Origin of the sequence: Aeromonas sp. R2-1 (assembly GCF_040908425.1) — a bacterium.
Classification (GTDB): Bacteria; Pseudomonadota; Gammaproteobacteria; order Enterobacterales; family Aeromonadaceae; genus Aeromonas; species Aeromonas caviae.
The window spans coordinates 199,341-220,659 of the sequence record NZ_JBFODR010000042.1; the positions used below are offsets into that span (position 1 = coordinate 199,341).

A 21,319-nucleotide genomic window follows, 5' to 3' on the forward strand; every position below is an offset into this window, starting at 1 on the left:
CTCAATGTTCCTTCTCGTTTGTCGCACAGGCGGGATCGCTCCTGTGATCGGGGGCTGGGGAGGCGGTGCGGCGGGCGTGGCGCTCGATGATCGGGCGCTGCTTGGCCAGGGCCATGTCCACCAAGGCGGGCAGCAGGCCGTTGAGCCGCACAAAGAGCTTTTCCGGCCAGCCGAGCCAGCGGCGGCGTGTCTCGTTGCACAGGGCGATGACGGCCTCCTCGGCCACGTCCTGTGGGCTGTCGGTCCGGGTGCCGAGCTCGGCATTCATGGCATAGGCCGCCTCGGAATTGAGGTGGGTGCGGGTGGCGCGGGGGGCAAAGTGCAGCACCTTGATGCCGGTTCCCTCCAGCTCCCGCCCCAGGGACTCGCTGAAGCCGCGCATGGCGAACTTGCTGGCGCAATAGACGCTGTAGCCGGCAAAACCGATGGCCCCGAGGCTGGAGCCGATGTTCATGACGATGGCGGGCTTGCGCAGCCGGGGCAGCAGGGCCCGGGTGAGCTGGATGGGCGCCTCGACGTTGAGCAGCAACTGGCGTGTCACCTGCTCGCTGCTCTGATCTTCCAGCCAGGCGAACTGGTTGCAACCCGCACTGTTGATGAGCACGTCCAGCCCCTCGTCCAGGGCCGGATGTTGCAGCAGCTGCGCCCGCTCATGGGGAGAGCCGAGATCGGCCGTCACCGTCTGGTGGCGATCCGGATGAGGCAGCTCCCGGCGCAGGCGCTCCAGGGCGCTGGCCCGACGACCGTGCAGCAGCAGATGGGCACCCTGGGCCGCCAGTTCATGGGCCAGGGCTTCACCAATGCCGCCACTGGCGCCAGTCAGCAGTATGCGTTTGCCTTCAAGCTTCATTGGCAGGATCCCGTGAGCTGATAGAGCATGTCGCCATAGAGGCGGTAGACCACCTTGGCGGCGTGAATGATGGCGGCCTGATCGGCGGCATCTTCCACCCGGTTCATCAGGGATTCGAAGAATTTGAGGTGCTCCTGGTCCAGGGCCCCGTGGGAGCTCAGGTAGCTCATGGCTTGAGGTGGTAGACCCAGACCGCTCTTGAGCTGGTCGGCGACGGTCAGGGCGATGGCGACGCTGGTGCCTTCCAGCACCTGCACCATGCCGAAGAAGCCCATGGGGTTGCCGCGCTGGATCTGATCGTAGAGGAAGGCCACCATCAGCTCGATGGGCAGGCCCGGCTGGCCGTGGCGCACCGCCTCGGCATCACCGCCGCAGGCACGGATGTCGTTCAGGATCCACTCCTGATGGCCGTACTCCTCGTCGATGTACTCCCTGATGGCGCCACGCACCCATTCGTACTCCTGCCCCAGCTTGCCGCCGGTGGCCATCAGGAGCGGCACCGTGTGGCGCACGTGGTAGTAGGCCTGTGCCAGGAAGGCGAGGTAGGTGTCACGGCTGATGTCGCCGCGGCGGCAGGCCTCGATGATGGGGGCGTTGAACAGGCGTTCGCGTTCGCAGGCGGTGGCTTGTTGCAGGGTCTGGTAGAAGCTCATGAGGTCTCTCCTGTGAGGCATTGGCTGATCTGCCGGGAAAAATGGTGATAAATCTCGTTGCGACGGGGGCGCCCGTTGGCCGTCAGCAGGCCAGGGAGCTGATCCAGGGCGACCGGCAACCAGTGATGGATGCGGGCGTAATCGGGCAACTGCTGGTTGAGCCGGGCAATCTGCTCTGGCAATTGGGACTGGCTGCCCGGCAGCGGCTGGATAAGGGCCACGTTGGCGGGCTGACCGTCACCGAAGATGACGATGCGGGCGATGGCCGGGCAGAGCTGGGCCTGGGCTTCCACCCACTCCGGGGAGAAGTTGCGACCAAAGGCGGTGATCTGCACGTTCTTCTTGCGCCCCGTGATATGCAAGTAGCCCTCCTCGTCGATCCGACCCAGATCCCCTGTGGCGATCTGGCTGCCCGTCTCGCCCTCTTCCCCCAGGTAGCCCAGCATGGCGCTGCCGCTGACCATGACTTCACCGTCTGCGGCGATCGTCACCTGGCAGTGGGGCAGAGGCAGGCCGACGCTGCCGGGACGATCCCCGTGGGGGCCGTTCAGGGCGACCACGGAGCCGCATTCGGAGAGACCGTATCCCTCGAAGACCGGCAGCCCCGCCGCACGGGCGTGAGCGATGAGTTCGGGGGCGACCTTGCCGCCGCCCACGGCGACGAAGCGCAGGGTGCCGAGCTGTGTTGCCAGGGCAGGGGTATTGAGGCACAGGGCCAGCAGCAGGCGCAGCAACTCGGGGACCAGCACCAGGCTGTGGCTGGGCCAGCGCAGCAGTGCCTGGGCCAGGGCCGCAGGATCCAGCTTGCTGGAGCCCGAGAAGCCGAGTTCCCCCAGGGAGGGGATGCGGCTGCAGGCGCCGGTCAGCAGCGGTACATACAAGCCGGTCAGGTTCTCCAGCAAGGTGGTGAGGGGCAGCAGGGTCAGGTGTTTCTCAACCCGGGCAGGGGCCACCCGCAGGGCAAGGGATCCGCAGACCGCCGTCATCTGTTCCAGCGACAGGCAGACGCCCTTGGGTTGCCCCGTGGTGCCCGAGGTATAGGTGATCTTGGCGGTGCCTGCAGGCAACTCGGGGAGGCGGGCCGGGATGCGGCGCCACAGGGGCACGGCCTGCTCATCGGGCCTGCCTGCCATGAGCACGAGGGGTGAGGCGGCTTGCCACCCCTGGTGCTCCGGGCCGACCAGGGCGTCTGCTCCGCTGCTTTCCAGCAGCCACGTCTGCTGCGCCGGACTGAAGAAGTGGGGAACCGGGATGACCACGATGCCGGCCCAGGTGCAGGCGAGATCGATCAGCGCCCAGGGCAGGCCGTTGTCGAGTTGCAGGGCCAGGCGGCGGATGCCGGCCCCTTGCAGCACGCCAGCCAGTTGCTGGATCTGCTGCCACAGGCTCTGGTAATCCAGCTCACCCTGGCTGCCTAGCAGCGCAGGCTGGTGCGGGGTCTGGCTGGCATGGTGGGCGATGGTGTCGAACAGCGTCATTGCGCGCACCTCCTGTCGATGTCGGCATGGTTAAAAAGGCGGGGCATGGGCCCCAGCAGGTTGAGCAGCAGGCTGCTCTGTGCGAGCACCTCGCGCCCCTGGTTGATGTCGCCTGCCATCACCTTGGGCTGGCAGCGGTAGTATTCGCCCCAGGCGCTGGCATCCTCTCCCACCTGATGGGCCTCTGCGAGTGCCAGCTCCACCGGGTTGAGACGCAGGCGGGTAAAGCTGTTGCGCAGCTTGGCGGTGCCGGTGAACACCACGTAGTCCAGGGCGTTGTCACACAGCAGACGGCACAGCGCGGCAAACATCAGGCGGGCGTGACCCGGTTCGCTGCAGGCAAGATTGCCCACTTCGATGATGCGGTGGCGGGCCGGACGTACCCCAAGACGAGTCTCGATGGCGGCCTCGACAGGCTGCTCCAGATATTGCTCCAGATAGAGAGGTTGCTCGTGCTCGCCATGGCAGGCCTGATTGAGGCCGCAGGCACCGACCAGCACGCCATCTGCCCGGTATAGCCCGAGCAGGCAGGGCAGAAAATGGGGAATGCGGGCGTTGAACTCGAGGGTGTAGGCGGCCTGGATATAGGTTTGCAGCGCCATGACCTGCTGCGGGGATTCGGCCAGGATCAACCGGTAGGGGGCTTGGATCTCGATGGTCATGGTTGGCTCCTTCTCTTGCGATGGGATGAGAGTAAAAGGGCAAACTTAAGAAACCCTTAAGGCGCAAAAAAAGACGAAAAAAACTGGCGGGGGGTGAACGGGGGTCGATGGGGGCACCAGACAAAACAGTTGCCAGCAGCGGGCGTGGCAGGCAATCTGCCCCGCTGTCGCCACCCGAGGAGTTGCCATGTCATCCCCTGTTCACTGTCCCCTGTGTCTCTCCCCTCGGCACCATGTCCTGCCGGTGGCGGGCAAGGGCTATTACCGCTGCCTGGCGTGCGAGCTGGTCTGGATGGACGAGGCGGACCACTTGGACGAGGGGGCTGAGAAGGCGGTCTATGACGGGCACGACAACCGGGTGGACGATCCCCGCTACCGGGCCTTTCTGATGCGTGCCTTTGGCGAGGTGCTGGCCCGGGTGTCGCCTCCTGCCAGCGGCCTCGATTTTGGCTGCGGCCCCGGGCCTGCCCTCATCGCCATGGGGCGGGAGGCGGGCTTCGAGATGGCGGGCTACGACAAGTTCTATGCCGACGACCCAGAGTGCCTGACAAGGCAATATGACTTCATCACCAGCACCGAGGTGATAGAGCACATCGCCACCCCCCGCGCCGTGCTGGACACGCTCTGGGGCTGCCTCAAGCCCGGCGGGGTGCTGGTGTTGCAGACCCAGCGGGTGCTGGGGGACGAGCGCTTCAAGACCTGGCGCTATCGCCACGATCCCACCCACATCGTCTTCTTCGCCGAGGCCTCGTTCCGTGCCCTGGCGGTCCGCTGGCAGGCAGAGGTCGAGTTTCCTCATGCCGATGTGGCGGTGTTCACCAAACCCTGAGCCGGGCGTTTTCATTTGGCCATGAGTTGGGCATGCTGGTGGCCTGATACCCAGGAACGGATGCCCCTATCTCCATGTCGATCCCCCACCTCTCATTGCAAGACGCCCGCCACCTGCAACTGGCGGCCCAGGGGCTGCTGACCCCGCGCCGCGCCAGAGCAACCCCCGCCGACCTGCTCGCCTGCATTCGCCGCATGGCGTTGCTGCAGATAGACACCATCTCCGTGGTGGCCCGCAGCCCCTATCTGGTGCTGTTCAGCCGTCTCGGCCATTACGATCCGCGCTGGCTGGAACAACTGCTGGCCGATGGTGACCTCTTCGAATACTGGGCCCACGAGGCCTGTTTCGTCCCCCGGGAAGATTACCGGCTGCTGCGCCATCGCATGCTGGATCCCGCAGCCATGGGCTGGAAGTTCTCCGCCCAGTGGCTCAAGACCCACGGCGGCGAGATAGCGCAGATAGTGGAGCGCATACGCCAGGATGGCCCGGTGCGGGCGGCAGACTTCGAGCGCAAGGGGGACAAGGGCAACGGCTGGTGGGACTGGAAGCCCGAAAAGCGCCACCTGGAGGTGCTGTTTACCGCAGGCCAGCTGATGGTGCGCGAACGGCGCAATTTCCAGCGGGTCTACGATCTCGCCGAGCGGGTCATGCCGGAGTGGAATGACGAGCGGGATCTGCCGAGTCCTGATCTCGCCCGGCGGGACATGGTGCGAGCCAGTTGCCGGGCGCTGGGGCTGGTCAAGACCGGCTGGGTGGCGGATTACTATCGCCTTAAACGGGGGAAATACGACGCCCTGCTCCACCAGCTGGCGGACGAGGGGGAGCTGTTGCCGGTACGAGTGGAGGGGTGGCAGCACGGAGCCTTCGTTCACGCCTCCCTGGCCGATGAACTGGTCCGGGCCCAGGCGGGCTCCCTCAAGGCGAGCCACACCGCCGTGCTCTCGCCCTTTGACCCGCTGGTGTGGGATCGCAAGCGGGCCAGCGAGTTGTTTGGTTTTGACTATCGCATCGAGTGCTATACCCCGGCCCCCAAGCGCCAGTACGGTTATTTCGTGCTGCCGTTGCTGCATCGCGGCAAGCTGGTGGGCAGGATGGACGCCAAGGCCCATCGCAAGGAGGGGGTGTTTGAGGTCAAGAGCCTCTATCTGGAAGACGGGGTCAGGGTGACCCGGACCCTGGCCCAGGATCTGGGCAAGGCCATCCAGAAGCTGGCGCAGTGGCACCAGACCCCGACCCTGCGCTACGGCGCCATCCCTGCGCCCTTGCTGGCTCAATGGCAGGAGGTGGCACGCTGAGGAAGGACGCCTACCCTCGCATCAAGCCGGGCAGCACCAGCGCAACGGCCGCGGTGATGCGCTCGCGAATGTCGCTGCCCGGCGCCAGCAAGCCGAGCGCCATCTGGCGCAGCGGCTCCGCCATGGTCATCGCCAGCAACAGATCGCTGGTCTGGGCGGTGTCCAGCTCCCGAAGCCAGCCCAGTTGCTGCTGGCGCTGTAGCCACGCCGCCAGCGTCGCCCTGCCGCGGGCAATACCGTTCTCCTGATAGGCCGCCAGCAGGGCATCCCGCCCCGCGAACTCATGCTGCAGCAGCCGGAACATGCCCACCGCCGGTGCGCTCAGCACCTGTCCCGCTATGGCCTGCAAGCCCAGCTCCAGCATCTCCCCTAGGGCGCCTGGATGAGCGGCATCCTGCTCGAAGGCCGGCTGGAAGGCATCGGTCCAGCTGCGCACCGCCTGCGCCACCAGCTCGTCGCGATTGGCGGCGAAGCGGTAGAGGGTCTTCTTGGCAACTCCCGCCTCTTTGGCCACCGCATCCACGGTCGCAGCGCCGTAGCCTCCCTTGAGCAACAAAGTCAGCGTCGCCTCGGCGAGGGCGGCGCGAAGGTCGGCTTCCGGGGTGACCGGACGGCCTCGTGAGCGTGTTTCTTCATCGTTCTGGTGCGACATATGGGCTCCTGGAAAGCATTGACAGACTAAGCATACAGGCATAGCGTAATTTAAGAAACGAATTTCGTTTCGTAATTTATTGGAGTCTCATCATGGATACTTCCCCGTTGTTTGCCCCCTGGGGCGTCAATGACATCAACGAGTTGCTCAGGCCGCAGCCGCTGCGCCTGGAAATGGGTCTGACCCGCAGCACCGACGGCCTGCTGACGGTCGCCATCCGCACCGATCTGCACGGCTGCAAGGGGCGCATGCTGGATTGGTGGTTCACCTTCTTCGAGACGACCCAGCACATCAGGTGGTGGCACCCCCACGACCATGTCGAGCACCGGGGCTGGGATCATCACTGGAAAAAAGGGGAGCGCTATGTGGGAGCCAGCATAGAGGCGGTGGAGTGGCTTGCCGAGCTGCCGCCGGTGGCAGCTCGCCTCAAGTTCCACGGTGCCGAAGAGGTGTTCGCCCCGCAATCGCTACAGGAGGCGCGGGAGACGCAGGCTCTCTCTGCCGCCATCTGCGCCCGTATCGGCTTTGGCGACGAGGTAGCTCTGGATGACAACGGTGCGCCGCTGGATGGCGAGATGCTGCACCTGGCGCGCGATACCCCTTATGGCTGTGTGCTGCGCAGCCGCTTCCTGCTGGGCAAAGCCTGCGCCAATCCGTTTGACGAGGTGCCGGACGAGATAGGCTTCAACCTGATGCGCCACTGCTACAGCGAGTTCAGTTATCTGGCGCAGTTTCTGCCGTCGCTCTACTACGCGGAAAACGGTCGTGAGCCGGCACCGAGGCTCTGGTGAAGGATGCTGAACGAGCGCGCAGGCCAGCTGCCGGGTGGAGATGAACCGCGGAAGATGGTCATAAAAAAACCGGGCACTGCGCCCGGTTTGTCATGCAGTCAGGATGTGCTTACTGGAGCACCAGCACCATCAGCAGGCCGACGGTGATGGCGGACACCAGGAAGGCGAAGCCATAGAACACATAGTGGTGCAGCTTGGTGGTGTGGATCCCCAGATCGTGCAGGCCGTGGTAGATGCGGTGCATGCCGTGCCAGACGGGCAGGGCGATGATCACCAGCAGGATGCAGGCACCCCACCAGGAGCTGGCGAATGCCAGCACGCGCTCGTAGCTCATGGTCTCCACATCCATGATGCCCATGGGCACCAGCAGACCTGTGATGAGGACAATGACCGGCAGCAGCATGGCAACCACCATGCCACCCGCACCAAACAGACCCCAGTAAATTGGCTCGTCAGAACGTCTCATATTTTTTCCTCAAATCATGATTGAGTGATCGTGGCCAACGTTTCTGAGTGAGAGCCCGGTACCAAACAGACACCAATAACCGGGTTCGTCAGAACGTCTTATGGTTTTCTCCTCAGGCCACGATGATCAGGACAAGCAGGGATACCGCCGCCAGCGCCACATACTGGGCGATGACGATCGGCTTCTCCGGCACCAGGTCTTCGCCACGGAAGATGCGCATGGCTTTCGGTGCCAGTGCGAACCAGGTCTTGGCGTGGAACAGGCAGGCTGCCAGGGCGATGACGTGGAACAGAATGGCAATGGGGCTCTGCAGGGATTCCAGCCAGCCGTTGAATGCCTCCTGACCCTGTACCAGGCGCAGCAGACCCCACATCAGCACGACGGCGTAGATGGAGACGAAGATGCTGGTGCCTTCGCGGATCATGTAACCGGTGTAGAAGGCATTCTTCAGCCACCAGTCTTTCTTCATCTCGCGCACGTAGGGCTTACGTTTGCTCTCAGTGTTGTTCATGGTCTCACTCCTGGTCTCAATCCGGCTTGAACATGGCGATCATGTAGTCCTTGGCGCTCTCGACCTTGCCAAGCTGGATGGCGGCGGCCGGATCCACGCCCTTCGGGCACACTTCGGAGCAGTAGCCCACGAAGGTACAGCCCCAGACGCCCTCGTCCTGGCTGATGATCTTCATCCGCTCCTTGGACGCGCTGTCGCGGTTGTCGGCGTTGTAGCGATAGGCCAGTGCCAGGGCCGCCGGACCGGTGAACTTCTTGTTGATGCCATATTGCGGGCAGGCCGCGTAGCACAGACCGCAGTTGATGCACATGGAGAACTGGTGATACTTCGCCATGTCAGCCGGGGTCTGGGTGTACTCGCCATCGCACAGGTTGCGCGGCTCGGACGGGATGATGTAGGGCTTGATGCTCTCCAGCTTCTCGATGAAGTCGGACATGTCGACCACCAGATCGCGCTCGATGGGGAAGTTGTTGAGCGGTTCGATAGTCATCTTGCCCGGCAGGTAATCCCGCAGGAAGGTCTTGCAACCGAGTTTCGGAATGCCGTTGACCATCATGCCGCAGGAGCCGCAGATCGCCATCCGGCAGGACCAGCGGAAGCTCAAGGTGGAGTCCAGATGATCCTTGATGTATTGCAGCGCATCCAGCAGGGACATCTCTTTGAGGTAGGGCACCTGGAAGGTCTGCATCCAGGGCTCGTTATCCTGCTCGGGACGGTAGCGCAGGATTTCAATTTCGATCATCTCAGCCATTCTTCTTAGCCTCGTCTTGTTTCTCACCCTCGGAACCGTACACGCGCTTGGCCGGTTGGGATTTAGTGATCTTCACATCGGAATAGTCGATGGTCGGGGCCCCTTCGCCGTTGTAGAAGGAGAGAGTGTGCTTGAGGAAGTTGACGTCATCGCGCTCCTCGTAACCGTCCAGACGCTGGTGGGAACCGCGGGACTCTTTGCGGTTGATGGCGGAGTGCGCCATGGCTTCCGCCACGTCCAGCATGTAGCCCAGCTCGATGGCGTACAGCAGGTCGGTGTTGAAGACCGAGGACTTGTCGTTGATCTTGATCTTCTTGTAACGGGCTTTCAGCTCGTTGATCTTGTCGATGGTGCCCTGCATCAGCTCTTCGGTACGGTAGATACCGACACCGGCTTCCATGGACATGCCCAGTTCGTTGCGGATATCCGCCGGGTTTTCGGTGCCGTCGATGTCCAGCAGGGAGAGGTGCTGCTTGATGAGCGCCTCGGCCTTGGCGACCAGTGCCTGGGTGTTGCCGTGTTGCTGGGTGGCGGCATACTCGGCTGCCTGCTCACCGGCCACCTTGCCGAAGACCACGATCTCGGACAGGGAGTTGGAACCCAGACGGTTGGCGCCGTGCAGACCGACGGAGGCACATTCGCCAGCGGCATAGAGACCGGCCAGACGAGTGGCGCACTTGCCGTCGGTTTCTATGCCACCCATGGTGTAGTGGGCGGTCGGACGTACCGGAATCGGCTCTTTTACCGGATCCACACCCACATAGGCCTTGGCCAGTTCGCAGATGAAGGGCAGACGCTCTTTCAGATACTTCTCGCCAAGGTGGCGCAGGTCGAGGTGAACCACGTCGCCCATGGGGCCCTGGATCACGCGGCCTTTTTGCTGCTCCTGCCAGAAGGCCTGGGAGAGACGGTCGCGCGGACCCAGCTCCATGTGCTTGTTCTTCGGCTGGCCGACCGGGGTTTCCGGGCCCAGACCGTAATCTTGCAGGTAGCGATAGCCATCCTTGTTGAGCAGGATGCCACCCTCACCACGACAACCTTCGGTCATCAGGATGCCGGTGCCCGGCAGACCGGTCGGGTGATACTGGACGAACTCCATGTCCCGCAGCGGTACGCCGTGGCGGTAGGCCAGGGCCATGCCGTCCCCGGTGACGATGCCACCGTTGGTGTTGTAGCGATAGACACGACCTGCGCCGCCGGTGGCCAGCACCACGGACTTGGCCTGGATGAAGCGGGTGATGCCGTTCTGGATGTCAAAGGTGACGACACCCTGGACGCGGCCATCTTCCACGATGAGATCCAGACAGAAGTGCTCGTCGAAGCGCTTGATGGTCGGGTACTTGATGGAGGTCTGGAACAGGGTGTGCAGGATGTGGAAGCCGGACTTGTCGGCGGCGAACCAGGTGCGGGGGATCTTCATCCCGCCGAAACGGCGCACGTTGGCCTTGCCGTCCGGTTTGCGGCTCCAGGGGCAACCCCAGTGCTCCAGCTGGATCATCTCGTTGGTGGCGTTGTTGACGAAGTACTCGACTACGTCCTGCTCACACAACCAGTCACCACCGGAGACGGTGTCGTTGAAGTGGTTTTCCAGGGAGTCGTCATCGCGGACGACGCCTGCGGCGCCACCTTCGGCGGCCACTGTGTGGCTGCGCATCGGATAGACCTTGGAAATCAGGGCGATTTCCAGCTCCGGGTGGGCTTCTGCAATGGCGATTGCGGCACGCAGGCCACCGCCACCGGCACCGATGATGGCAACATCGGTCTTGATAATATCCACATCTGCCTCCTTAGGGATAGATTTGCTGGGCACGATTTTGCTCTATGAAAAAAATTCAGGCTTGATGCAAGTCAAACTGCTTTGTTTTAGTGCTTGGCAACGGTGATTTTTATTAAAACCACCCCATTCCTTGGATGAAAATGCCGTCATTATCGCCATCCATCAGTGATCTGGATCAGCCGTACTCGCTACTCTGGTGATTTTAACTCCAAGATTATACGTAGTTTTCTTTCAAAAAAATGAGAAATGCCTCTCTTTTTGGGTATTGCCCATAAAGTTTTTAAGTTTTTTATCAAAACAGTTTAATGATAACTATTATCACGATGACATATCGAGATTAGGCATCAAAAAAGTAATGCGAATATAGCCATGACAGACTGGGCCCGTCTCCCACACATGGGTAAAAGGAGATGTCGATCACAGGGTTTAGGGTCTCGAAAGGGGATTATAACCGTTGAAACAAAAAGGGTTTATAAAAAAAGGGGCCTGAACGGCCCCTTTCTTCCCATGGTCGATCAGATGCGGAACATGCCGACCTGATTATTCAATTCACCTGAAATATTTTTAAGCTGGGCCGACAGATTGCGGGAGCTGTCCGCATCCACTGCCAGCTCGTCCGAGACATCCTTGACCGCCTGGATGTTGCGGCTCACCTCGTCGGTGACGGCACGCTGTTCCTCGGCGGCGCTGGAGATCTGGGTCGCCATGTCGGAGATCTGGTTGATGGAGGTGGTGATCTGCTCCAGCGCCTGGGTCGCATCGTTGGCATCTTCCACGCTGTTCTGGGCCAGCAACTGACCCTCGTGCATGGTACTGACGGCGCCCTGGGTGTTGCGCTGCAGGGTCTCGATCATGCTGCGGATCTCGACGGTGGAGCTGTGGGTGCGCTGGGAAAGCACCCGCACCTCGTCGGCCACCACGGCAAAGCCGCGTCCCTGCTCGCCAGCCCGGGCGGCCTCGATGGCGGCGTTGAGCGCCAGCAGGTTGGTCTGCTCGGCGATGCCCTGGATGGTGGAGAGGATGGTGTTGATTTCCTGGGCGTTCTTCTCCAGTTCCTGAATGATGCCGGAGGCCTGCTTGACCTGGGTGGCGAGATCCGTGATGGAGCGCTGGTTGCGGGCAATCACCTGCTTGCCGTGCTCGCAACTGCTGGAGGAGCTGCGGGCCGCTTCCGCGGTCTGCTCGGCGTTGCTGGCCACTTCGACGGCGGTGGCGGACATCTCGTGTACTGCGGTCGCAATCTGGGAGATCTCGTTTTGCTGGCGGGCCAGCCCCTGGTTGGATTTCTCCGCCATGTCGTGGGAAGACCTGGCCTGCTGGTTGAGCTGGGTGGAGGAGTTGGAGATGTCCTGCACCATGACGTGGATGCGCTCGATGAAGGTGTTGACGTGCTTGGCGACGGTACCGACCTCGTCTTCACGCTCGATCTTGATGCGACGGGTGAGATCGCCGTTGCCGCGGGAGAGATCGGCAATTGCCTCGCCCAGAGTTTTTAGCGGCGCCAGGGAGCCGTTGATGGCGACATAGGAGAAGCCCGCCACGATGAGGATGGTCAGCAATCCCTGAATGAGGGCGGAGGTGACCATGCGGGAGACGGACTGGTAGGCGACCGCTTCGTCCACCACGATGCCGAAATACCAGTTGGTGTTGGGGATCTCGGTGAGGTCGAATACGCTCGCCTTGCCGCTGATATCCATCTCGGAGATGGTGTTATCATGGGCCAGCTCGTTGACCTTGGCTGCCGTCAGTTCCGGGGAGATGGCGGTGGCGGGTTTGAGGGTCAGATCCTTGTCCGGGTGGGCGATGATGGTGCCGTTGCTGTCCACCAGAATGGCATAGGTGCCTTCCGAGTTCATGGCGAGCACGTCTTTCACCAGGCCGTCGATGGAGACGTCACCGGCGATGACGCCGTCGGTGTTGCCGCGACTGAAGGGCTCGGCGATGGTGATGATGAGCTGGCCGGTGGTGATGTCGGCATAGGGGGCCGTGATGGCGAGCTTGCCGGCGGCCATGGCGTCCTTGTACCAGGGGCGCTGGCGCGGATCATAGCCGGCCGGCAGATCGGTCGGCTTGCTCTGGATCATCCGGCCATCCTTGGTGCCCACGTAGACGAGATCGAAGTTGCCCGCATTCATGGACTGGGCCAGGTGGCTGAGGGGCTCGTCTTCCTTGGCGAAGGCTTCCTTGGTGGCGGTGACGAGATTGATGCGGGCGTCGAGCCAGCGGGAGATCCCCTTGACGTTGGCGACCGAGCTGTCGTCGATGAAGCTCCAGATCAGCCGCTGGGTTTCACTGCGCAACTGGGAGGTGTTGTACCAGACCTGCAGGCCGGTGATGACCAGAATGATGGCCCCGATGGAGAGGACCAGCTTGTTCTTGATGGATAGGTTCATGTTTACATCCTTGTGAGCGTCAGTCAGAGATCCATGGTGTTTGTTATTGTTATGAGCCAACTCTGTATCGGCTGGCTATGGACTTTATGTATCCCGGTGCACCGCATTTTTTCAATTCTTTTCACCTCCTTGTGGCCTGCCAGGCCGCGCCGATACTCAGCTGAATCGATCTGGCCGGTTGGTGAAGATGCCATCGACACCCATGCTGGCGAGGGCGATCCCATCACTCACTTCGTCGACTGTATAGACCAGGATCTTGAGCCCCCGGCGATGGGCATCCGCCACCAGGGTCTCGTCGACGAAATCCACGTCGCAGTTCAGTGACCAGGCCCCCAGCGTCTCGGCAAAGGCGGCGCCGTCGAGGGGCAGGCTGGCCGTGAGGGCGCCGATCCTGATTTCCGGTCGCAGTCCCTTGAAGCGTAACAGCTCGGGATGATGAAAGGAGGAAACGATCCAGTGCGCCTGGGTAAAGCCAAGCTCGGCCTCGGCCCGCCTGGTCAGGGCGGCCACCGGCTCGGCGGTGTGGGCGCCCTTTAGCTCGATGTGCAGTTCGCAGCGCCCCGCCACCAGTGCCATCACCTGCCACAGGGTCGGGATCCGCTCCCCGTCCCCCGCATCCAGGCTCGCCAGGTACTCCCGGGATTGCCCGGTCAGTACACCCTGGCCGTTGGTGCAGCGCTCCAGCCGCCGGTCGTGGAAGACCCAGAGCTCTCCGTCGGCCCACTGCACGTCCAGCTCGATGGCTTTGGCACCCAGATCCAGCGCCAGGCTCATCGCCTTGAGGGTATTCTCCGGAGCCAGGCCGCTGGCACCGCGATGGGCAATGATCTGCATGATGGCTCCTGTTGTCGTCTTTGGGGGCTTCATCCCCGGCTCATCCGGATGTCGATCTGCTGATGTGGCAGATGCATGCCGACCTGGCCGAGTTTCTCCAGGATCAGGGAATGTACCTCGTGCGTAATGGGCATCCGGTGATCCATGTTGTTGACGTAGAGCCGGATCTCGTAGATGAGGGCCGAGTCGGTGAACTCGATGAGGAACACCTCCGGGGCGGGCGTATCCAGCACCAGGGTGGATTCGCGCACGCTCTGCTCCAGCAGTTGCTGTACCTGCTTGGGATTCTGGGTCAGGCCGATCCGAATGCGCAAGCGGACCCGGGTGATGGCATCGGACAGGGACCAGTTGATGAACTGCTCGGTGATGAAGGCCTTGTTGGGGACGATGATCTCCTTCCTGTCCCAGTCCACTATGGTGGTGGCGCGGGTCTTGATCTTGGTGACGGTGCCGGTGAGATCCCGGATGGTGACGGTGTCACCCAGGCGGATCGGTTTTTCGAACAGGATGATGAGACCGGAGACGAAGTTGGCGAAGATCTCCTGCAAGCCGAAGCCCAGCCCCACGGAGAGTGCTGCCACCAGCCACTGGGTTTTGGACCAGTCGATGCCGAGCATGGAGAAGCCGGTGAGGGCGCCAATCAGCAGCACCAGGTACTTGCTCACCGTGGTGAGGGCGAAGCCGGTGCCGGGGGAGAGGCTCAGGTGCTGGAGCAGGGTGAGCTCCATCAACCCTGGCAGGTTGCGGGCGGTGACCACCGTCAGGATGAAGGCGAAGACGGTCAGCATCAGATCCTGCAGGGTGATGGCGGAGAGCTGCTCGATGCCGGCCACCTTGCTGCTCACCTGCCACACCTCGATGCTGCTGAGGAAGCTGAATGCCGAGTTGAGATCCGACCATTGCACCACCACCAGCATGGTGAAGCCCAGCATCAGCAGGGTGCGCACCAGGCCGAGGGACTGGGCGCTGATGGTATCCAGATCCAGCTCGGGCTCCTCCACCACATCGGGGATCTCGGAGCTGAGATCGTCCTCTTCCCGCTCCCGCTGCGCCAGGATCTCGGCCCGCTTCTGCTTGGCGCGATCGAAGGCGAGTCGGCGGCGCTGGATCAGCATCCAGCGGTGGGCCAGATAGTAGACGAGCAGGCAGCCGAGCCCCGCCAGCAGGCTCAGCTCCAGCTGGCGCAGCAGGGTGCGGGAGGTGTAGAAGTAGCCGAACAGGGCGCCCAGCACCGCCAGCAGCGGGGCCAGCATCAGGCTGTTCCAGATGAAGTGGTGCAGCAGATGGGGCTTGGTCATGTCTGCCTGACCCCAGGTGAGGGGCAGTTTTTCCCGGTTGAGGCGGGCAAAGAAGAGCAGCAGCCAGAGGGCCCCGATGATGAAGGCGAGGCGTCCCAGGGAGTCGTAGAAGGCGTGTTCCTGATAGCTGCTCGCCATGCCCTGTACGAAGAAGCTCGGGATCAGCACCAGCAGCAGGGTACGAAACTGTCCCCACACTCGCTGCACCCGCTCCTTCTGCCAGCGGAAGTGGAGGATGAGGATCCCCTTCTCCAGGGTGAGGTGGCGCGCCACCAGCAGGGCCAGCAGCAGGAACCAGATTTCACCCAGGCCCCGGGCCACCGCCACCGCGAAGGGATATTGCCAGGCGCCGTCCAGCAGGCCGTGCACCATGAGCACCATGGCGGGCAGCGGCAGGGCGGCGAGCACGGAGCGCACCAGCAACCGGCTGGTGAGGCTGAACTTGTCCTGGGTTACCTTGCCGATGCGCGGGGCAATGTACTGGCTGTATTGAATGAGGTGGCGGGCCAGTTTCAGCCAGCACCAGGCCAGCCCCAGCAGCCCGAGGCCAGCCAGGGTCAGGCTCAGGGGGTTGTTCTCGGCGATGGCCCTGGGCAGTTGCAGCCAGTTGGCCGGATTGAAGGCAAGGCCGAGGGCGGCCGGGACGCCGAGCAGCACCGCCGGGCTCAGGGGGCGCACGTCCGGCATCCAGAACAGATGGCTGGCGCTGAGTTCGCGGATCTCGTCGATCTTGCTGTTCTGGCGGCTGTAGAGCAGCTTGAGGCGGGTCTGCTCCTGAATGAGGGTATCGGAGGCATCGTTGAGCCGGGTCAGCAGTTGCCGTCTCGCCTTGAGCAGGTTGTCCAGCACGGCGCGCTGGGCCCTGTCCAGGGTGATGCCGTCTCCACTGAGCAGGCTGTTGCGCAGTTGCACCGGATCCTTCAGGGCATCCTGCTCGGTCTCGTACTGGTATTTGGCCATGCGCGCCTTGACGATGGCGGACTCCAGCCGCTCCAGCGGGAAGTAGGCGGGCAGATCGGCCAGCTTGCTGCGCAGGTTCTCGCCGTAGGCGTTGCTTATCTGCAACCACTCCAGCTGTTCGCGCACCGAATTGACCAGCTCGTTGAGCCCGGAGAGGGAGGTGTCCACCCCCCGTTGCTCGTCCTGCACCCGTTCAATCTGGTCCTCGAGGGCCCCCAGTTGCAGGGAGAGGGCCTGGTTTTGCTGCTGTTGCTCCTGCAAGAGGGGTAGGTCAGAGGTGAGCTGGCGGCGCAGGCGTTCGCTCTCGGCCAGGGCCTGCTCGGTCTTGTCCCGGCGCAGCTGGTTCTGCTGGGCAAGCAGACTGGTCTGCCACTCATCCTCGTCGGTGATGGCGAGGTTGAGCTCCTGCAGCTTGAGCTTGCCCAGATCGTTGCGCTGCTGGGCGGAGAGCTGCTCCAGCTCCAGCATCTGGATCCGGTCGGAGAGGCTCTGCTCCTTGAGTCGGGTGGCCAGTTGCTGGGCCTCCTGCAACCTGTCCGACTCGTTGCTGAAGCTCAGGCGATCGAGCAGGGAGCGGGTCTGGAGCAACTGCTTGCGCAACTCGTCGACCCGCAGGTGATACTCCTGGCCCGTGCTCTCCAGCTGGTTGAGGCTGTCGGTCACCGCCTGACGCTCCTTGCGCAGGTTGAGCTGGCGGTTGCTGCTCAGGCTGATGGCCTGGCGCAGGGCATCCTCCTTGAGGGAGGAGAGGGACGGGCGGGACTGGGGCTGATAGTTGTGCAGCCCCTCCTTGAGACGGGCGGACTCCTTGGGGTAGTCGATGAGGATCTGCTGGTAGGCCTTGCCCTGTTCCCGGTAGCGCTGGGCATCCCGGGCATATTGCAGCGCCTGCTGGTAGCTCTCCCGCAGTTGCTGATTTTCCGGGGTATCCGTCTTGGGGATGCTTTGCAGCAGCTCCTCTACCTGAGTGATGGCATCATCGGCCTGGACAGCGGAGAAGGGGAACAGGCTGAGACAGAGCATCAGACAGAGCAGGCGTTGCAACATGGCGCACGTTTCCGTTCAGGAGAAGTCGCCCTAGCCTAAAGCAGGGGCCGGGGCGGGTAAAGCCCTCAAGATGAATGATCCACGGCACAAATAACGGGTGATCTGGGTCTTGTTTGGCTATTATTCTGGCCGTTCCCCTTCATTGAGCAATTTATGTCCTCCGTCGATCTGGGCACGGCCCCCCTTTCCCGCCTCTTCTTGCGTTACGTCACCCCCACGGTGGCCGCCATGCTGGTCACCGGCATCTATGTCACCATTGACGGCATCTTCGTCGGCCATATCCTGGGCCAGGACGGGCTGGCCGGCATGATGCTGGCGTACCCCATCTGCGCCGTGCTCTATGCGGTGGGGGCTCTTATTGGCATGGGATCCTCGTCGCTGGCCTCCTTCTATCTGGGCAAGGGGGAGCAGGCCAGGGCGCGCCACATCGTCGGCAATGCCCTGGTGATGGTGCTCATCGCCTCCGCGCTGCTCGCCTTCATTGGCATTCGTTACGGCGAGGCCATGCTTGTCTGGATGGGCGCGCAGGGGGTCATCTTCGACGCAGGCTTCGCCTATCTGCAGTGGTACGCCTGGCTCGGGGTGTTCGCGGTGCTCTCCATGGCCTTTACCGCCCTGCTGCGCAACGACGGGCGACCCGGCCTCACCACCTGGATCCTGGTGGGGGGCGGCGTACTCAACGTGCTGCTCGACTACCTGCTGATGGCGGTGATCCCCTGGGGGCTGGCGGGGGCCGCCATCGCGACCATGCTCTCCCAGGCGGTCACCGGAGGCCTGTGTCTGTGGCACTTTTTTACCCCCCGCAGCCAGTTGCGCATTCGCTGGGATACCCTGGTGCCCGACTGGCGGCTGATGGGGGAGACATTGCGACTCGGGGTGTCGAGTTTTCTGATGTACCTCTACCTCTCGGTGGTGCTGGCGCTGCACAACAAGGCGCTGCTCTCGGTGGGCACTTCGCTGCACGTGGCCGCCTATGGGGTCATCAGCTACAGCGAGGCCTTCTTTTATCTCATCTTCGAGGGGATCGCCATGGGCATCCAGCCCATCGCCAGCTTCAATGCCGGGGCGGGCAACTGGGCACGGGTGCTGCGGGTGCGCAACCTGGCATTGGGAGTGACCATGGCGGTGGCACTGTGCGGGATGATCCCGCTGTATCTGTGGCCAGAGGCAGTGGTTTATCTGTTTGCAGGGGACAATGCTGCCCTGTTGCCGGTGGCGACCCTCGGTATCTGGCTCTACTTCTGGGGGCTGCCCATGGAAGGCTTGCTGCTGGTGGGGGCCACCTATTTCCAGGCCATCAACCGGGCCCGCATCGCTTCCCTGCTCACCGGCGGCAAGCTGGTGCTGATCGGCGGTTTCCTGTGGGGCTTCTCCTCCCTGTGGGGAGTGGCCGGTGTCTGGCTGGCGCTGCCCACTTGCAGCACTCTGCTGGTCCTGGTGATGTGGCGGGCGATGAGCAGGGAGGGGCGCCAGCACAGCGCTGCCTGAGATGTGGTCATGCGTCCATGAAAAAGGCAGCCTCGGCTGCCTTTTTCATTCCCTGCCTGTGGGCGGCAGGTCGCCGGCCTCAGGGCTTGAAGGCACCGATAAAGATGGCGGGGTCGACGCGGGCGTCGTTGAGGCTGACGTTCCAGTGCATGTGGGGACCGGTGGCGCGGCCGGTGGCGCCGACCCGGCCGACGATGCCGCCGCGGGGCAGGCTCTGGCCCAGCTTTACGTCCACCTTCGACATGTGACAGAACATGCTGATGAGGCCCTGGCCGTGGTCGACGAACACCGTATTGCCGTTGAAGAAGTAGTTGCCGATGAGGATGACCTTGCCAGCGGCTGGTGCCTTGATGGGAGTGCCGGCTCCGACCGCGAAGTCGAGGCCGGAGTGGGGGTTGCGCTCCTCGCCGTTGAAGAAGCGGCGCAGCCCGAAGGGACTGGAGAGCGGGCCCTGGACCGGCTTGTCAAACAGCAGGTTGCTCGGCTGAGCCGGGCTGAAGGTCTGGTAGGCGCGGGTCTGTTCGGCAAGCTCCCGGTTGATGCGGGTCATGTCTTCGGCCAGCGGATTGACCTGGCGGCTGTTCTTGAGCTTGATGTGCTGCTCACGGTAGTGCTTGGTGCCGACCGTGAAACTCAAGGTGCGGCCATCGCTGGTGGTCACCTGATGGGGGCCGGGCGCGCTCTTGAGCGGGATGCCGACGATGGCGATCCACGTCTTCCCGTCTTCCTGTACCACCAGCACAGGTTTGTCCTGATAGCGCACTGCGGGCGCCTTGGCCCCGCTTCCCAGTGGTACCACGGCCACGCCCCCCGGCACCGGGTGGTTGAGCAGGCGGCTGATAAACCCCGGTTCGGCGTGAAGCGCAGGGCTGCCGAGCAGCAGGAGAAGAAAGAAGAGGCGGCGCATGATGGCTCCATCGGATCAGGGGGAAAGCAAGAGGGGGGAGATAATGCCACATTCTGGCGGTGCTGTCCGTCAACCGTGACCATGGGGTGCATCAGAGGTTGCCTTGTAGAGGGCGGAAATGAGAATTTCATGCTATTTACTATAGTGTCACTAAAGGTGTCTTTGAATGACACCTACCGCGACAAGGCTGTGAAGCTCTGGCAGGGGTACCGTAGTCGCCAGCGACATCCAGGGATAGAGGAGGTTGTGATGAAGACGAAAGCGCTCTCGATATTCGGACTCGCATTGGCGATCGTGACGATGCCCGCCGTTGCCTTCAACGGGGTCATTACCATCAACGGGGAAGTGACCGCAGGTACCTGTGCCATCGCGGTCAACGGGGGTACAGCATCGGCGACCGTCACCCTGCCCACCGTCAGTACCAATGCCCTCGGCAGCATAGGGCAGACCGCAGGGGCGACCGGTTTCAACCTCGCCCTCACCAGTTGCCCGACCACGGGCTCGGTGCGCGCCTACTTCGAAAACATCGGCGTGGAGCAGACCTCGGGCAATCTCAGCAACAAGGCCGTCGCGTCGGGAGGCAAGAATCCGGCGCAAAACGTGGAAGTGCAGATCCTCTCTGCCAACAGCACGCCCATCGACCTGAGGACCAATACAGGCAACAACGTGCTGGTGAACTTCAGTGCTACCGGCGGGGCAACGCTTTACTACAGCGCCCAGTACATTGCCACCGGGGCCGTTGGTGCGGGTCTGGTCTCGGCAGACCTCATCTACTCTCTGGATTATCACTGAGTCATGCGCCATGAGCTCTTTACTTGCCCACGTTTTCGCCAGGACAAGGAGTGGCTGGTGGTGCTGGTGCCTGCTGCTCCTGCCCTGGTTTAGCTGGGGACATGTGCAGATCTCGGGGACCAGGGTCATCTATCCAGCCAGTGCGCGGGAGGTCACGCTGGAGCTGACCAACAAGGGAAGCGCTCCCTCGTTGGTGCAGGTGTGGCTGGACGCCGGTGATCGTCGCATCCGGCCCGGCGCCGAGGCGCTCCCCTTCCTCATCACGCCCCCTATCACCCGCATCGAAGCCCGTCGTGGCCAATCCTTGCGCCTCGCCTATGTGGGAAGGGGACTGCCCCAGGATCGTGAATCCGTGTTCTGGCTCAACGTTCTGGAGGTGCCGCCGAGCGTGAAATCGACCCAGCCGGGCCAGAACATGGTGCAACTCGCCTTTCGTTCCCGGATAAAGCTGTTCTATCGGCCAACTGGGCTGCCGGGCAACGTGGAGCGTGCCGCCCATCAGCTCAGCTGGCGCCTGATCCGCCAGGGGCAAGGCTATGCACTGCAGGCTCACAATCCAAGCCTCTATCACGTCAGCATCAGCAATCTTGAACTGCTGACAGCCCAGTCGAAACGCTACAGCAATCTGAGCGGCGGCATGGTGGTACCGGGTGGCAGCTTCGACTTTCCCGTGGAGCACCTTTCCGGAGCCGTCAATGTCAAGAAGGTGACCTTCCATTGGCTCAACGATTACGGTGCTCGCGAGGTGGGCCAATTCGTCTTCCATTGAGCTCGGTGGATGGCGGCGCTTGCCTGCTCATGAATCTGGTACGCGGCAGCCCTGTCGCGACGTTCAAGATGCCTATCTCATGCCATTTCCCCCCGGATTTATGCTTCCCTGTATCG

The 21,319-nt window shown here is 62.7% G+C and carries 19 protein-coding genes; 6 read left to right on the plus strand and 13 right to left on the minus strand.

Going from position 1 to position 21,319, the window contains the following annotated elements:
* Nucleotide 1 precedes the first annotated feature (1 nt).
* Genes AB5Y80_RS16185 through AB5Y80_RS16200 form a run of 4 tightly spaced genes read right to left on the minus strand, consistent with a single transcriptional unit; the run spans nt 2 to nt 3,643 of the window.
* Nucleotides 2-850, minus strand: a complete 849-nt coding sequence (locus AB5Y80_RS16185; RefSeq protein ID WP_368173189.1) for an SDR family oxidoreductase — start codon at nt 848-850, stop codon at nt 2-4.
* On the minus strand, nt 847-1,503 hold the full coding sequence (locus tag AB5Y80_RS16190) for a TenA family transcriptional regulator (RefSeq protein WP_039039563.1): 657 nt from the start codon (nt 1,501-1,503) through the stop codon (nt 847-849). The genes AB5Y80_RS16185 and AB5Y80_RS16190 overlap by 4 nt, the downstream gene beginning before the upstream one ends.
* Nucleotides 1,500-2,981, minus strand: a complete 1,482-nt coding sequence (locus AB5Y80_RS16195; RefSeq protein WP_368173190.1) for an AMP-binding protein — start codon at nt 2,979-2,981, stop codon at nt 1,500-1,502. The genes AB5Y80_RS16190 and AB5Y80_RS16195 overlap by 4 nt, the downstream gene beginning before the upstream one ends.
* Nucleotides 2,978-3,643 (minus strand): thermostable hemolysin, encoded by a 666-nt coding sequence (locus AB5Y80_RS16200; RefSeq protein ID WP_041215639.1) that lies wholly within the window; start codon nt 3,641-3,643, stop codon nt 2,978-2,980. The genes AB5Y80_RS16195 and AB5Y80_RS16200 overlap by 4 nt, the downstream gene beginning before the upstream one ends.
* A 187-nt stretch (nt 3,644-3,830) precedes the next feature.
* Between AB5Y80_RS16200 and AB5Y80_RS16205 the strand changes: the two genes are divergently transcribed.
* Together AB5Y80_RS16205 and AB5Y80_RS16210 are read left to right on the plus strand one after the other, a co-directional pair.
* The gene (locus AB5Y80_RS16205) at nt 3,831-4,472 is read left to right on the plus strand and encodes a class I SAM-dependent methyltransferase (protein WP_368173191.1); all 642 of its coding nucleotides are present in this window, start codon (nt 3,831-3,833) and stop codon (nt 4,470-4,472) included.
* A 74-nt stretch (nt 4,473-4,546) separates the two neighbouring features.
* Nucleotides 4,547-5,767 carry a winged helix-turn-helix domain-containing protein gene (locus AB5Y80_RS16210; RefSeq protein WP_201894345.1) on the plus strand — a complete coding sequence of 407 codons (1,221 nt, stop codon included), beginning with the start codon at nt 4,547-4,549 and terminating at the stop codon, nt 5,765-5,767.
* Between the two features lie 10 nt (nt 5,768-5,777).
* On the opposite strand, the gene AB5Y80_RS16215 is transcribed toward AB5Y80_RS16210, so the two are convergent.
* Nucleotides 5,778-6,419 carry a TetR/AcrR family transcriptional regulator gene (locus AB5Y80_RS16215; RefSeq protein ID WP_239053113.1) on the minus strand — a complete coding sequence of 214 codons (642 nt, stop codon included), beginning with the start codon at nt 6,417-6,419 and terminating at the stop codon, nt 5,778-5,780.
* Nucleotides 6,420-6,511: 92 nt separating this feature from the next.
* Between AB5Y80_RS16215 and AB5Y80_RS16220 the strand changes: the two genes are divergently transcribed.
* Entirely contained in the window at nt 6,512-7,210 is a 699-nt protein-coding gene (locus AB5Y80_RS16220; protein WP_368173192.1) for a hydrolase, read from the plus strand.
* A gap of 109 nt (nt 7,211-7,319) precedes the next feature.
* Here AB5Y80_RS16220 and frdD read toward each other — a convergent pair whose 3' ends face one another.
* The 7 genes from frdD to mscM all read right to left on the minus strand — a co-directional run bounded on the left by frdD (nt 7,320) and on the right by mscM (nt 17,247).
* Nucleotides 7,320-7,676 (minus strand): fumarate reductase subunit FrdD, encoded by a 357-nt coding sequence (frdD, locus tag AB5Y80_RS16225; protein WP_010673803.1) that lies wholly within the window; start codon nt 7,674-7,676, stop codon nt 7,320-7,322.
* Nucleotides 7,677-7,788: 112 nt separating this feature from the next.
* Entirely contained in the window at nt 7,789-8,187 is a 399-nt protein-coding gene (locus AB5Y80_RS16230) for a hypothetical protein (RefSeq protein ID WP_010673804.1), read from the minus strand.
* Between the two features lie 16 nt (nt 8,188-8,203).
* Complete coding sequence (locus AB5Y80_RS16235) at nt 8,204-8,938, minus strand: succinate dehydrogenase/fumarate reductase iron-sulfur subunit (RefSeq protein ID WP_005298338.1); 735 nt, start codon at nt 8,936-8,938, stop codon at nt 8,204-8,206.
* Nucleotides 8,931-10,715 (minus strand): fumarate reductase (quinol) flavoprotein subunit, encoded by a 1,785-nt coding sequence (gene frdA / locus AB5Y80_RS16240; RefSeq protein ID WP_048207132.1) that lies wholly within the window; start codon nt 10,713-10,715, stop codon nt 8,931-8,933. The genes AB5Y80_RS16235 and frdA overlap by 8 nt, the downstream gene beginning before the upstream one ends.
* Nucleotides 10,716-11,230: 515 nt before the next feature.
* A complete protein-coding gene (locus tag AB5Y80_RS16245; protein ID WP_010673807.1) occupies nt 11,231-13,108 on the minus strand; it encodes a methyl-accepting chemotaxis protein in 1,878 nt (625 codons plus the stop codon).
* Nucleotides 13,109-13,264: 156 nt separating this feature from the next.
* On the minus strand, nt 13,265-13,942 hold the full coding sequence (locus AB5Y80_RS16250) for a glycerophosphodiester phosphodiesterase (RefSeq protein ID WP_053288722.1): 678 nt from the start codon (nt 13,940-13,942) through the stop codon (nt 13,265-13,267).
* A gap of 29 nt (nt 13,943-13,971) precedes the next feature.
* The gene (gene mscM, locus AB5Y80_RS16255) at nt 13,972-17,247 is read right to left on the minus strand and encodes a miniconductance mechanosensitive channel MscM (protein WP_045525588.1); all 3,276 of its coding nucleotides are present in this window, start codon (nt 17,245-17,247) and stop codon (nt 13,972-13,974) included.
* A gap of 153 nt (nt 17,248-17,400) precedes the next feature.
* On the opposite strand from mscM, the gene AB5Y80_RS16260 reads away from it, so the two are divergent.
* Entirely contained in the window at nt 17,401-18,735 is a 1,335-nt protein-coding gene (locus tag AB5Y80_RS16260) for an MATE family efflux transporter (protein WP_048207137.1), read from the plus strand.
* A 79-nt stretch (nt 18,736-18,814) separates the two neighbouring features.
* Here AB5Y80_RS16260 and AB5Y80_RS16265 read toward each other — a convergent pair whose 3' ends face one another.
* On the minus strand, nt 18,815-19,642 hold the full coding sequence (locus tag AB5Y80_RS16265; RefSeq protein WP_039039573.1) for a M23 family metallopeptidase: 828 nt from the start codon (nt 19,640-19,642) through the stop codon (nt 18,815-18,817).
* A gap of 249 nt (nt 19,643-19,891) precedes the next feature.
* Here AB5Y80_RS16265 and AB5Y80_RS16270 point away from each other — a divergent pair, with 249 nt between their 5' ends.
* Together AB5Y80_RS16270 and AB5Y80_RS16275 are read left to right on the plus strand one after the other, a co-directional pair.
* On the plus strand, nt 19,892-20,434 hold the full coding sequence (locus AB5Y80_RS16270; RefSeq protein ID WP_041215630.1) for a fimbrial protein: 543 nt from the start codon (nt 19,892-19,894) through the stop codon (nt 20,432-20,434).
* Nucleotides 20,435-20,444: 10 nt separating this feature from the next.
* Nucleotides 20,445-21,203 carry a fimbria/pilus periplasmic chaperone gene (locus tag AB5Y80_RS16275; RefSeq protein WP_201968666.1) on the plus strand — a complete coding sequence of 253 codons (759 nt, stop codon included), beginning with the start codon at nt 20,445-20,447 and terminating at the stop codon, nt 21,201-21,203.
* Nucleotides 21,204-21,319 lie beyond the last annotated feature (116 nt).